Here is a 13,042-nt window from a genome sequence, read left to right as displayed (position 1 = left end):
GTCTCGTTCCGGAGCGGTCAGCAACGGAGCGACGGGGCCGCAGTAGCACCAATCCGTCCAGTGCCGTCTGGTGCTGTCTGATCTTGTCTGACGTTGCAACGAGGTGCTGTCGGCGCCTACGACAAGTCTTGCCGAGAACCCGGTTCCGCACCGGCGAAGCATCGTCGAGCAGAATATGACCTCACCCACTTCGTGGTCGCAGCCATGCCGGTGGATCAACACGAAGCGTCACACCGTCGCCGATATCCATCAGGTCCCCCATGAAGACCGGCGTCGGCATCCCCGAGCCCAGCAGGACGGGGGTCGCACCGGGGCGGGCCAGCACCGTGCCGTTGGAGGAGCCGAGGTCCTGAGCCAGGATGCTCCACCCCGAGGTCGTGAGCATGAGATGGGAGCGCGAGACCATGTGCTGCGGGCTGGGCACCGCCACCAGGGCCACGATGTGCGGATCACCCCCGTGCTGCAGCTGGGGGGCCCGTCCCACGACGACGTCACCGGCGACCTCGACGGCGGCTCCCGTCGACAGAGTCAGCGTGGCCAGCGCCGGTCGGCGCACGTAGGAGAACACGCCCGTCAGGGGCAGGGAGCAGGTCAGGCAGTCCCGGAGCTCGGGCGGGTTGGCGTGCCCCTGGGGACAGATCGACGCCCGCACCGGCGGCGCCGCGATGAGAGCGGCCTCGGAGGCGGAGACGACCTCGGTGTTGGGCAGTGCCTCCAGAGGCTGGGGGGCACGAACCGGCTGGGGTTGCTTGCTCTTGGAGTTGTCCGGCGCGGTGGGGGTGTCGGCCGTCGGCTGGCTTCCCGAGCTCGCCGAGGGTGCCGACGGGGCCCGGTGAGCGCCTCGACGTCGACGCCCCGATCCGGGCTCCGGCTCGGGGTAGTCCGGGAACAGGCCAATGCCATCAGTGTCAGAACCGTCGGCCTCAGCGTCCTGCCGGCTCGCGCCCACAGGCTCAGGGGAGTCGTCGGGATCCTCCCAGACGCCCGTCTCCAGCATCTCGGGAGAGGATTCGGCGAGGCTCGGCACGACGGGCTCCGCGGCAGAGTCCTCCCTGTCCTCCCTGTCCTTCTCGTTCTCCCCGTCCTCATCGCGGCCCAGCCGGCCCGTTGCGGCGCTCGCCTCCGCGCTGCGGTTACCGGCGGGCTCCGCGGCATGCGCGACGGGCACGACGTCATCAGAGTCCTCACCAGGGTCCTCATCGGTGTCCGGACTCCAGACGTCCTCAGTCTCCAGGAGCGTCGGGGCCGTATCCCGGTCCTGCGGCAGCTCCGTCACCAGGGCGACCGGCCTGAGCAGGGTGGTCTCGTCACCGGGATCCGCCGGGACGATGCCGACGGAGCCGTCGGAGGCCTCCTCGTCATCCCAGGCCTCCACGGGCCGCAGGCCGGTCTGCCGCGCCGTCGTGGTCGGTGCTGTGGTCGACGTCGTGTCCCCCTCGGCCTGCGCAGTCGACGCCGTGGGCCCCACCCTGGGCAGGTAGGTGCCCCCCAGGGCCTGGAGGACCCGCAGTCCCGCCTCGACGGAGACGGTGCGCGAGGCGGCCCCGGCAGCCGGAGTGATGACGGCGACGCCATCAACGCCGTCGGCCCGCAGAGAGCCGTCCGAGAGCCGCGTGAGCCCCTCGGGCAGCGGAACGCGCTCGCCTGGCAGAGGTGATGCGGTCACTGCGCCTCCTGGGTCGGGGTGCCGTCGAGGGCGGCTGTCGGGGCGGAGACCGGGAGCTCGACGGAGTCCACGACGACGGCCGTGGTGTTGTCGTGGCCACCCCCTTCCAGGGAGGCCGCCACCAGGAGCTCGGCCGTGCGCTGCGCCGTGTAGCCGGCGGCCAGCACGGTGGCGATGGCCTCGTCGTCGAGCTCGTCGCTCAGGCCGTCGGAGCAGATGAGCAGCCGGTCTCCGGCGGCGACCGGGACGCTGTAGAGATCGGGGACCGCGGAGTCGGCGATGCCTCCCCCCAGCGCGCGGGTGACGACATTGCGGCGAGGGTCGCGCCGCGCCTGCTCGGGGGTGATCTCCCCGGTCTCGACCAGGATCTGGACCCGGGAGTGGTCCCGGGTGACCTGGGAGAGCATGTCGTCGCGCAGCAGGTAGACCCGGGCGTCCCCGATGTTGAAGATGATCCAGGTCGGCCGGGTGACTCCCTGCTCGTCCTCCATCCAGGCCAGGACGACGCCGGCGATCGTGGCGCCGGGCAGGTAGGCGGCGTGGGACGGGATGGAGACGATCGCCTCCTGGGCGGCCATCACCGCGTGGACGACGGTCCCCACGTCGGTGACGGTCGTCCCGGCCAGTGAGTAGAGGGAGTCGAGGGCGACCTGCGTGGCCATCCGGCCGGCGGCGTGCCCGCCCATGCCGTCGACGACGACGAAGGCCGGGGCGATGGCGAGGTAGCCGTCCTCGTTGATCGTGCGCAGGCGCCCCACGTCAGTGGCCGCGCCGACGACGACCTCGGAGGGCCCGGCGCCGTCTGCGCCGCGGATCACGAGGGCCTCGGCGTCAGCACGAACGTGCTCGGTCATCGTCTCCCTTTCCCTGCGTTGCTTGCACCCCCCTAGTAAACCCCAGCACCCGTTCCTGAACCACCGCACCACGGCGGAGATTCCACCATACGGGAGACTCTACCGTGCCGGAGGCGGTCGGCAGCGCCGCCGCCTCCTTCCGGCACGGGGCATCCGTTCCTTCCTCCATCCTCTTCGTCCCCGACCGCTTCTCACGGGTTGTCACGGGTGGCCGTGACCCGTCAGGCAGTCAGCACCGCAGGCTCCTCAGGTAGTCTTTCTGCGCGGCCGGTTCTCCGGCCCATGCGCCACCAGTGCGGTACCGCGTTCCCTGACTCGGCACCGCAGGTGGTCCCGACACCCTATCCACGACGGAGCCAGGTGCCGGTCACAACCTGGACCGACGCAATTTTCCCGACCCCCGAAGGACCCAGCATGTCTCAGGCCAAGGACGAGCTTGTCGCGCGCGCGCAAGATCCCAACGCAGAGCTGGAGACCCTCCACCAGCTGGCACAGAACTACCCCGGCCTGCGCCCCTACATCGCCGCCAACCCGCGGACCTATCCCGCCCTCCTGGAATGGCTGGGCACCCTGGGCGACCCCGCGGTCGACGCCGCCCTGGCCTCTCGTGGTGGACAGCCTCAGTCGGCCCAGTCGCCTCAGGGCGAGCCCCAGCTGGCGGTCGTCTCGCCCCCCGGCACCCAGCCGGGGTCGCCGTCGGCCGGGTCCTCGGAGGCTCCGACTCAGGTGACCCTGCCGCGCTCGCTCCAGCCCGGCAGCGCATCCTCTGGAACCTCAGGGTCCTCCGGGACCTCCGCGATCTCCGCAACCAGCTCGAGGAGCGCCGCGAGCGCGTCCAGCGCCTTCAGCGCGGCCGGCGCCAACACCCAGGTCGACCGCTTCCGGGCCTCGGGCGACCCGACCGTCTCCGACCCCACCTTCCACCCCACCCAGGCCATTCCGTCCCAGTCACCGGCCAGGCCGGTCCAGCCGGCCCTGCAGCAGACCTTCCAGCAGTCGGCGAACGTCTCTCAGGCCCAGAGCCCGGTCATTCCCGCCGCCACGCAGGCCTCAGCCGCCACCGACGGCGGTGCCGGCGTCTTCGGCGTCGGCACCGAGGACGACGAGCCCTCGACCCCGTCCTCCTTCCTGACGTCCAACCGCATCCTGCTGATCCTGGCCTTCATCGTGATCATCATCCTGATCTTCCTGGCGTCCTGGTACTTCTCCGGCGGCGACGGCCGCGACTCGGCGACCGGTTCGCAGACCCAGGCCACGGCCCAGAGCGGCCAGGGGGCCGGCGCCGCCCCGAGCGCCGCCTCAGCCTCCCCCAAGGCCTCGGCCACTCCCAGCGCCTCGGCAACGCCCACTCTCAAGGCGCCCGCCCCCAACGGGGCCCAGGAGATGTCCGCCTTCAACGCCCCCAGCGGCAACATCACCTGCACACTGGGCGACAACGAGGTGACCTGCACCATCAACGAGCACGCCGCGACGCCCGCCTGCCCCGCCTCACGGCCCCTGACAGTCAAGGTCGGCACCAACGGGCAGTCCAGCCAGTCCTGCGGATCGACCTTCACCCCCAGCGGCAGCAGCCTCAACTACAACTTCTCGGCCAAGAACTCCAGCTTCGCCTGCACCTCGACCGAGAACGGCATGCAGTGCTGGAGCCAGGTCAGCGGAGAGGGCTTCACCCTCAGCCGCGAGGGGGTCGAATCCACCACCCACGGCCGCTGAGCGCTCCCGCCCGGGTCGGTCCCTCGACCGGATCGGACCGGCCCGGCCACCAGCAGGCACCTACTCCCAGCAGCTCTCGACATGGCCACCTCCTACAACGCGATACTCACTCGCCCCGGCGCCCGCTCCTTCACGACCGCGGGCCTCATCGCCCGGTTCCCCATGTCGATGGTGGGGATCTCCACGATTCTCGCCGTCGAGGAGCTCTACGGCTCCTACACGGCCGCCGGGCTGGTCAGCGCCGCGAACTTCGTGGCGATGGCGATCGGGGCGCCGATCCTGGCCCGGTGCGTCGACCGCTACGGCCAGTCGCGCGTCATGCTGCCGGCGATCACGGCGTCGTCGGCGAGCCTGGCGGGGCTGGTCGTCGCCGCCTCCACGCACATGCATCTGAGTGCTCTGGCGGTGCTGGCCGCCCTGGCGGGCGGGCTGACCGGCTCCATGGGCTCACTGGTGCGGGCGCGCTGGACGGCGATGCTCACTCGCCCCGAGGACGTCCACGCGGCCTTCTCCCTGGAGGCGGCCCTGGACGAGGTGGCCTTCATCCTCGGCCCGGTGCTGGCCACCGCCCTGTGCACGACGCCGTTCCTCCCGGTGACCTCGGGCTGGGTGACCTGCCTGGCGATGCAGCTGTTCGGCGGGCTGTGGTTCCTCAGCCGGCGCGCCACCGAGCCCGCCCCGCATCCTCACCGGTCGCAGCACAGGACTGAGGTCGCCGAGGACGCCGAGAGCTCCAAGGGCTCCGCCGCCGACGCGGCTCATGACCCCGCGCGGCACCGTCCGGTTCTGCGCTACGGGGCCGTCGTGGCCGCCGTCGTCGTCTTCCTGCTCGCCGGCGCCATGTTCGGGGCCAACGACGTGGCCGCGGTCGCCTTCGCCACTGAGGCCGGACACAAGTCGGCCTCCGGCCTGGTGCTGGCGGTCTGGGGCGTGGGGTCCTTCGCCGCCGCCCTCCTCTACGGATCGCGCACGTGGGGGTGGCCGCTGTGGAAGCAGCTCATGGCCGGGACGGTGGCGCTGGCCGTGGGTACCTCGACCTTCTCCCTGGCGCCGAACCTCGTGATCCTCTCGGTGCTGGCCCTGATGACGGGACTGGCCATCGCCCCCACCCTGACCAGCGGCAACAACATCGTGCAGGTGACGGTGGCCCCGTCCCAGCTCACCGAGGGGCTGGCCTGGGTGAGTACGGCGCTCAATGTCGGGGTCTCGGTCGGGTCGCTGCTGGCGGGTCAGGCCGCGGACGCCGGCGGATCGCGGGCCGGGTACCTGACGGTCGCCGGCTTCGCCTGGGCCGCCGTCGTGGCCGGGATCGTGGGCCTGCCCGCCCTCAGGCGCGCGCGGACCACTCGCCCCCTGTCGGCCCACTGACGACCGGGGGACTGACTCTCGATTCCCGGCAGGCTCCGCGCCTCTTCTACACTCAGCGCGATGTCCATCGCAGGGAATTCACTGAACGAGGCCCAATCCGCACGGTCCGGCTCCGAGGCCGAGGACCGTCAGGACCGTGACCACCGCACGGACCGCCGCGCACCGGCAACCCGGCTCGCGCCTCTGGTTGCAGCCGCACGCGCACCGGTCGTGGCCGTCCTGGGGTGGCTCGTGCTGCTGGTGCCCGCCTACTGGTCCCTGGTGGACGGCAACGGCCAGTGGCTCTTCAAGCTCGATTCCTTCGTCTACTACGAGGCTGTTCGCCAGTGGCACGAGGGAGGAGACCTCTACAGCTGGTACGCCAACCCGCCCCAGCACCTGTGGCCCTTCACCTACACGCCGCTGGCGGCCTGGGTCATCACGCCGCTGACCTGGATGTCGTACCAGTCGGCCACCGTGCTGCTGATGGTGGCCACCCCGCTGTGCGCCGCTGTGACGGTGTACGCGGTGCTCAGGCAGCTGAGGGTCAGGGTCCGCACGGCGCACGGCCTGGCGCCGTGGCTCGCACTGGTCGGGGTGGTCGTGCTGGAGCCCCTCCCCAAGACGATGGAGTACGCGCAGGTCAACGCCATCCTCATGGCCCTGGTCGCCGTCGACCTGCTCGTGGTGCCCACCCGATCACGGTGGCGCGGCGTCCTCAGCGGCCTGGCCGCGGCGATCAAGCTGACGCCGGCGGTGGCGATCCTGGTGCTCCTGGCGCGACGCGAGTGGCGGGCAGCCTCCACGATGGCCGGCAGCGCCGTCGGGCTGACGGTCCTGGCCGGGCTGATGGCTCCCGCCGAGACGTGGGAGTTCTTCACCTCGGCCATGTGGGACCCGGGGCGCGCCGGCTTCGCCGACTACTCCGGCAACCAGAACCTCAAGGGCGCGATCGCCCGGGCGCTGCCGGAGTCGGCCTGGAACCCGACCTGGGCGGCGTGCTCACTGCTGACGGTGGTCGCGGCCTGGTTCCTGTGCCGCCGGCTGGACCGACTGCGGGGCTCGGGCAGCACGACCGACGACGGCGTGGCCGGCACCGCGGACTCCGCTCACGCCGCAGAGGCCGGCCTGGTCCTGTCCCTTCAGGTCAGCGTGGTCATGGTGCTGGGCCTGCTCATCTCCCCCATCTCCTGGTCGCACCACTGGGTGTGGTGCCTGCCGGCCCTCATGTCGGTGGGGGCGGCGTCCTGGCGCTGGCGCTCCACCGCGCTCGGGGTCGCCGGGGTCGCCGGGGTCCTCGTCTTCGTCCTGGCGATGCAGTGGTGGTTCCCCGAGCAGAACCATGTCGAGCAGGGCTGGCCCGCCTGGGCCAAGGTCGTCGGCTCGAGCTATACCTGGTGGGCCCTGGGCTGCGGCGCCACCCTGTGGTGGGCGTCCGGCCGGCGCCTGGCGGCTTTAAGCGGTCGCGTCAGTGGATGACTCAGTGGATGACTTATTGGATGACTTATTGGATGCGGGGCGCTGCGATGACATGAGGGGCGAGGGCGGTCGCCCCGCGGTGCCTCGTGGTGCCCCGTGGGCACTGCACGAGCCCAGGAGTCCACTGGCCGGGACGCGGGGGTACTCCACGAGGTCCGGGGTCTCGTGCAGTGCACCCAACCCCTGGCCAGTAGGTCCCGAGGCTCGTGGAGTAGCCCGCCCCCTGGCGGCGGAATCCGAGGCGCCCCGCTTCAGAACGCTCAGAACGCCCCCTCACATCGGCCCCCGGATTCGGCCCGTCGCCTAGGATCGGGGGGTGCCCCTCTCCGACATCGCCCGCGCCGTCGAGGACCAGTTCCACCGCGACTCCGTCCCCGTCCTCAAGCGTCAGGGCTGGCGCCCCCGCGTCATCCCCTACGACGGCTACGGCACCAGCGCACCGACTCGGCCGGAACCGTCAGCCCCATCGAACCCGTCAGGGCCGACGTCGGATCAGCGCCACAGGGCGATCCACCCGCGAGCCCGAGGCGGCGGCCGCCCGGGGACGCCCTCGGTGTCCCGCGCGGCCGAGGCCTCCCGGCCCGCCTCCATGGCCCGGGTACTGGCCCGCATGGTGATGCGCCCCCAGGACGCCCCGGCCGAGGGCCCGCTGTTCCGCTCCCTGCCGGCCTCCCTGCCGGTCAGCCCCGCACAGGCCCGCGACTTCGCCCTGACCAGCCTGCTCGACGCCCAGCGCGGCTGGCGCCTGTTCATCGAGGTGCCGGTGGCCTTCCTGCCGGTGACCGTCCACGTGGGTCGGGCCAGCGTGCGCACCAGGGCGGACCGCAGCGGCTACATCGACGTCGTCGTGCGCGATCACGGGCTGGAGCCGGGCTGGCACGAGGCCCGGATCGAGGCGACCGGGGCCGAGGCCGTCGCCGCCAAGGTCCTCATCATCCCCGAGGGCCCGCGTCTGGGGATCATCTCCGACATCGACGACACTGCCATGGTGACGCACGTCCCCCGCGTGCTCGTGGCCGCCTGGAACCAGCTCGTCAAGTACTCCTCGGCGCGCGAGCCCGTCCCCGGCATGGCCGAGCTCTACTCGCGCATCCGGGCCGCCCACCCGGACACCCCGATGATGTACCTGTCCACTGGCGCGTGGAACGTGATGCCCACGCTGCGCTCCTTCTTCTCCCGCCACGGCTTCCCCTCGGGACCGGCGCTCATGACCGACTGGGGGCCGACCAACACCGGCTGGTTCCGCTCGGGCATCGAGCACAAGCGCACCGAGCTGCGCCGGCTCATGATCGACCTGCCCCAGATCACCTGGATCCTCTTCGGCGACGACGGCCAGCACGACCCGCACATCTACGGCGAGGCCGCCCGCCACCACGCCGACCGGATCGCCGCCGTCGCCATCCGCCGCCTGACCGCCACCCAGCAGGTGCTCGCCGGCGGGCTGACCGCTCACCCCATGGGCATCGGCCCCGAGGCCCGCACCCTGGCCGAGGCCGACGTGCCCGTCGTCGTGGGCGCCGACGGCTACGAGCTGGCCCGGCTCCTGCCCCGCTGGCTGCTGGAGGCCCCGCCGCGCCGCTGACGACCTCGGGGAGTCACCGAACGTCACCGGTGGCCGCCGACGGTCACCGACGGTCAGAGTCGGTCACCGAAAAGCTCGCGACCGTGCCCTGCGGCGCGGATCCTGAACTCTCGGACCAGCCTGCGCCCCACAGGGTACGGCCGCGCGACCGGAGGCAACGGAGGCGGCCCCGCCGGTTCCAGCGGCCCTCTCCCCCGGTGCGGCATGTCTCACGCCGCCTCCTCCGACTCCGCCGATCCCCGGCAGCATGCGGTTCGACCAGCTCCCTCCTCTCTTCACAGGAAGACCACAGACGTGCCCTACGAGGCCGACAGGTCCCGGCGGTTATCTGGTTCCACATGGGGCGCACGCCCAGTTCCCATCCCCACCGAACAGGAGGAACCACAATGTCCCCCTTCTCCACTGACGTCTCTGCCAAGGACTCCTCGACCGAGCCCACCGCCACGTCCGCCGCGGGTACTGCGGCCCCGAGAGCCCGCTCGGCGTCCTCAACGTCCTCGACCGCCGCCTCGCTGCGCCGCCACGCGATCCTGGCCGACCTCAACGTGCTGCAGGTAGCGACCCTCATGGGCACCGGTCTGCTGGTGGCCCTCGGCGTGGTCCTGGGCGGGCGCTCCTACATCACCACCGTCTCACCTGACGGCCTCGTCAGCGCCCAGCCCGGCGCCCACGGAACCAGCACCGAGAGCCAGGCCGGCGACGACTCCTCGCCGGCAGCCATGTGATTCCACAGCATCGTGCGAACGCCCCCGCACGTGACGCTGTGGGCGATCAGGCCGCCGCCGGGACCTCCTCGCGGCGGCCGCCGCGGTCAGGGGCCGGTATGGTGATGACTCATCAACCAGCGCTTCCCTCAAGCTCAGGAGACATACATGGCCGGCAAGATCCCCTTCATCCTCGGACTCGGCGCAGGGTACGTGCTCGGGACCCGCGCGGGGCGCGCCCAGTACGAGCGCATCAAGTCCGCCGCCTCGAGGGTCGCTGAGCAGCCCTTCGTGCGCACCCGGGTCGACGCCGCCTCCAGCCACGTCAAGCAGGCCGTGCGCACCCAGGGCGAGGCCGTCACCGAGAAGGTGGCCGACGCCGTCAAGGAGCGGCTCTTCGGGGCGCCGTCGGCCAGGAGCGGTGGCCAGTCCCAGCCCGTCGACGCCGGCGAGGCCAGCGTTCGCCCGGTCGGCGAGGAGGTCTGAGGCCGGCTACTGGCCGGCTACTCGTCGGGGCCGGTCGGCCCTCCACCGCGACCGCGCCAGGCCGGAGGCTTGAGCGGCCCCATCATGAGCGCCCGGCGCCAGCCGACCAGGGCGCCCGCCCCGCTGCGGCGTCCGGCCCGGCGCCGCTCCCGGTCGGCGATGACCGGCAGCTGCCAGGAGCGCCAGTAGGCGAGCACGCACAGTCCCGCCCCCACGGCGGTGGACACCAGCATGGCGTGCGCGTCGGCCACCCCCGCCTTCACCGCCACGACCTGAGTGCCTGCGGCGATGAGCGCCGGGATCGCGTAGAGCTTGTTGCCGCCGAAGACCGCCGGGGTCTCCCCCACCGCGACATCGCGGATCATGGAGCCCCCGATCGCCGTGAGGCAGCCCAGCAGGAGGGCCGGCATGACGCCGAGCCCGTGGGTGAGGGCCTTCGAGGCGCCGGTGGCGGCCCAGCAGCCCAGGATGACGGCGTCGGCGACCACGAGCAGGCGCCGGGTGGGGCGCGAGGTCAGGGGCACGAACCAGGCCACCGTGGCGCCCAGGCAGGCGGTGTAGAGGTAGTAGGGGTCGGTCAGGGCGAAGGGCGGGCCGGCCTGGATCATGACATCGCGCAGAATGCCGCCGGCGGTGGACGTCAGCATGGCCAGGACGACGAAGCCCACGAGGTCGAAGTTCTTGCGCCGGGCGATGAGCCCGCCCAGGATCCCGTTGAGCAGGACGCCGCACAGGTCGAGCACCCGGAAGGTGTCGGTGAGGGAGGCCGGCATGTGAAGCGCGGGCGGGAGGAGGGAGGAGACGTCCAGCACCCGATCCCCCGCCTTTCACCGATGTTGTCGTTCCTGCGCCCCGACGTCGGCCACGGTGTCGGCCCCGGTGCGGGCCCGGCAGCCGCCGTCGCGAGCCACACTAGCCCACACCCGGCCCGTCGGCCGGGCACCGGGCGCCTGCGACTCGCGCGTTGCGGCGATGCGAAACCTCAGGTGGCCAGGGCGCACCGGCCCACGCGATGATCAGGAGGTGTCCTCACGATACGCACCCCCCAAGGACCTCAGCTCCTACGCGTGGCTCTCCATCGGCGCCGCCCTGGGCACGATCACGCTCAAGGGGGCCGCGGCCTGGCTGACCGGCTCGGTGGGTCTGCTCTCCGACGCCGCCGAGTCGGTGGTCAACCTGGTGGCGGCGATCGTGGCGCTCATCGTCCTGAAGATCGCGGCCAAGCCCGCCGACGCGGACCACCAGTTCGGCCACTCCAAGGCCGAGTACTTCTCGGCCGTCGTCGAGGGCGTCATGATCTTCGTGGCCGCCGCCTTCATCATCATCTCCGCCATCGGACGCCTCATCGACCCGCGGATGCCAGAGCAGCTGGGGCTGGGCCTGGCGGTCTCGGTGATCGCCTCGATCCTCAACGGCGCGGCGGCGTGGGTGCTCTACCGGGCCGGGCGCCGCGAGCGCTCCATGACCCTGGTGGCCGACGCCAAGCACCTGGCCACCGACGTCGTCACCTCCGCGGCGGTCCTGGTCGGGGTGGCGCTGGTGGAGGTCTTCAGCTCGGCCGTGCTCGACGCCGTCGTCGCCCTGGGAGCCGGGCTCAACATCATGTGGACCGGCTTCACCCTCATCCGGGACTCGGTGGGCGGGCTGATGGACATCGCCCCGTCCACCGAGGTGCTTCAGAGCGTCGAGAAGGTCCTGTCCCGTCACCGTCGCCAGGGCATGATCGACTTTCACGCGGTGCGGGTGCGCGAGGCCGGCAACCGACGGTTCATGGAGCTGCACGTGCTGGTTCCCGCGGTCTGGAGCGTCAAGCAGGGGCACGACTTCACCGAGCAGATCATTGACGAGCTGGTCGACGCCGATTCCAGCCTGCGCATCTCGGCGCACCTGGAGCCGATCGAGGACCCCAAGTCCTACGAGGATCTTGAAGACATCTGACATCTACCCGGTTTTCATCAACGTCCGGACATGTCAGACTCAGCCTCATGAACGCAATGAGGCTCACCGGCTCAGCACCGTCGCTGCGCCAGCACACGATCACCGCTCCCACCCCCACCTGGCGCCGTCCGGACCACATCGTCCTGGAGACCTGTGTCGAGGACGTCGAGGGCGTGAGGATCTCCGCTCGCGCCGGGGCCGACCGCGCCGAGCTGGGCGCGAACCTCACCGCCGCCGGCACCACCCCCTCGATCGGGACCGTCGAGGCCGCCATCTTCGCCGCCGCCGAGCAGGTGGAGCAGCGCCGCGCCCAGGCCGGCGCCCACTGGGCGGACAAGTCCGAGGCCGCCGCCCCCTTCGGTCTGCGGGTCCTCATCCGCCCCCGCGGCGGGTCCTTCGTCTACGACGCCGATGAGGGCCGGGCCATGATCGCCGACGTGCGGCGCATCGCCTCCCTGGCCCTGGAGATGGCCGAGTTCACCCGCCCCCAGGCCACCGGTGGGGGGCGCGGGGCGCTGCCGCCGGCCGTGGACCTGGGCTTCGTCGTCGGCGCCCTGACCGAGGACGGCGCCGTCGACCGCGGCCTGGTGCGCCTGCTGGTCGACATGGCCAACGGCGCCCCGGTCACCTTCCACCGGGCCTTCGACCAGTGCCGCGACACCGTCGAGGCCTACGGGGACCTGGAGGGCCTCGGCGTGCGCTACGTCCTGACCAGTGGTGCCGCTCAGACCGCGGCCGACGGCGCCTCGGTGATCGCCGGGCTCGTCACCAGCGGCGGACCGACCGTGGTCGCGGCCGGGGCCGTGCGTCCCGACGGCCTGGTCGACCTGGTGGAGTCCACGGGCGTGCGCGAGGTCCACATGCGCTGCCCGCGTGAGGGGATGACCCCCGACGAGCCCCAGCGCACCGACGAGGCCCTGGTGCGCCGCGCCGTCGAGGCGGTCCGCGCGGTCCCGCTGCCCGAGTAGCCCGGCAACCCCGCCGGACCCTCTCCACAGGCCCTGACCCATCCGGCTGCCGACGCCGGCTGCCGCCCCCGGGCGATCCGGGGAGGCGCCCGGCGTCGTCGTCTCCCCCGGCCCTTGTCTCGACTCCCCTCGTCGCATCCGCGCCTCCCGACCGTCCCCGCCCACGTCCCCATCGCCGTCGCCGTCGAGTAATCCTCACGGTTCGTAGATATTCACAACACCCGGTGCGATCGGACGCCTCGACGTCTCCATCACGCTGGAAGCGCAATTGGGACAACGACACCCACGACCCCCATGACCGCCCC

The 13,042-nt window shown here is 71.8% G+C and carries 11 protein-coding genes; 8 read left to right on the top strand and 3 right to left on the bottom strand.

Translation table 11 applies throughout. The features are described from left to right. Positions 1-181 precede the first annotated feature (181 nt). The gene (locus HCR68_RS01810; protein ID WP_167145601.1) at positions 182-1,666 is read right to left on the bottom strand and encodes a hypothetical protein; all 1,485 of its coding nucleotides are present in this window, start codon (positions 1,664-1,666) and stop codon (positions 182-184) included. After that, positions 1,663-2,520, bottom strand: a complete 858-nt coding sequence (locus HCR68_RS01805) for a protein phosphatase 2C domain-containing protein (RefSeq protein WP_167145600.1) — start codon at positions 2,518-2,520, stop codon at positions 1,663-1,665. Before HCR68_RS01805 ends, HCR68_RS01810 begins: the two co-directional genes overlap by 4 nt. 414 nt (positions 2,521-2,934) lie before the next feature. Between HCR68_RS01805 and HCR68_RS01800 the strand changes: the two genes are divergently transcribed. The 6 genes from HCR68_RS01800 (at position 2,935) to HCR68_RS01775 (ending at position 9,831) form a co-directional block, all read left to right on the top strand. Further along, positions 2,935-4,233 (top strand): hypothetical protein, encoded by a 1,299-nt coding sequence (locus tag HCR68_RS01800; protein ID WP_167145598.1) that lies wholly within the window; start codon positions 2,935-2,937, stop codon positions 4,231-4,233. A gap of 81 nt (positions 4,234-4,314) precedes the next feature. After that, positions 4,315-5,601 (top strand): MFS transporter, encoded by a 1,287-nt coding sequence (locus tag HCR68_RS01795; protein WP_167145596.1) that lies wholly within the window; start codon positions 4,315-4,317, stop codon positions 5,599-5,601. Between the two features lie 60 nt (positions 5,602-5,661). Continuing rightward, positions 5,662-7,059, top strand: a complete 1,398-nt coding sequence (locus HCR68_RS01790; RefSeq protein WP_167145594.1) for a glycosyltransferase 87 family protein — start codon at positions 5,662-5,664, stop codon at positions 7,057-7,059. A 316-nt stretch (positions 7,060-7,375) separates the two neighbouring features. Then, a complete protein-coding gene (locus HCR68_RS01785) occupies positions 7,376-8,641 on the top strand; it encodes a phosphatase domain-containing protein (protein ID WP_167145592.1) in 1,266 nt (421 codons plus the stop codon). 386 nt (positions 8,642-9,027) lie between these two features. Beyond that, entirely contained in the window at positions 9,028-9,366 is a 339-nt protein-coding gene (locus HCR68_RS01780; RefSeq protein WP_167145591.1) for a hypothetical protein, read from the top strand. Between the two features lie 147 nt (positions 9,367-9,513). Continuing rightward, positions 9,514-9,831, top strand: a complete 318-nt coding sequence (locus tag HCR68_RS01775) for a YtxH domain-containing protein (protein WP_167145589.1) — start codon at positions 9,514-9,516, stop codon at positions 9,829-9,831. Positions 9,832-9,848: 17 nt separating this feature from the next. Here the strand turns inward: HCR68_RS01775 and HCR68_RS01770 are convergent, their stop codons facing one another. Continuing rightward, on the bottom strand, positions 9,849-10,643 hold the full coding sequence (locus HCR68_RS01770; protein ID WP_243858873.1) for a trimeric intracellular cation channel family protein: 795 nt from the start codon (positions 10,641-10,643) through the stop codon (positions 9,849-9,851). A 211-nt stretch (positions 10,644-10,854) separates the two neighbouring features. Between HCR68_RS01770 and HCR68_RS01765 the strand changes: the two genes are divergently transcribed. Together HCR68_RS01765 and HCR68_RS01760 are read left to right on the top strand one after the other, a co-directional pair. Continuing rightward, positions 10,855-11,769: a cation diffusion facilitator family transporter gene (locus tag HCR68_RS01765; protein WP_208320468.1), complete on the top strand. Its 915-nt coding sequence runs from the start codon at positions 10,855-10,857 to the stop codon at positions 11,767-11,769. Between the two features lie 56 nt (positions 11,770-11,825). Next, positions 11,826-12,737 carry a copper homeostasis protein CutC gene (locus HCR68_RS01760; protein ID WP_208320474.1) on the top strand — a complete coding sequence of 304 codons (912 nt, stop codon included), beginning with the start codon at positions 11,826-11,828 and terminating at the stop codon, positions 12,735-12,737. Positions 12,738-13,042 lie beyond the last annotated feature (305 nt).

It is taken from the genome of Actinomyces sp. ZJ308 (assembly GCF_011752065.1).
In the GTDB taxonomy this organism is placed as follows: domain Bacteria; phylum Actinomycetota; class Actinomycetes; order Actinomycetales; family Actinomycetaceae; genus Actinomyces.
This window is presented reverse-complemented; position numbering and strand designations above follow the sequence as displayed.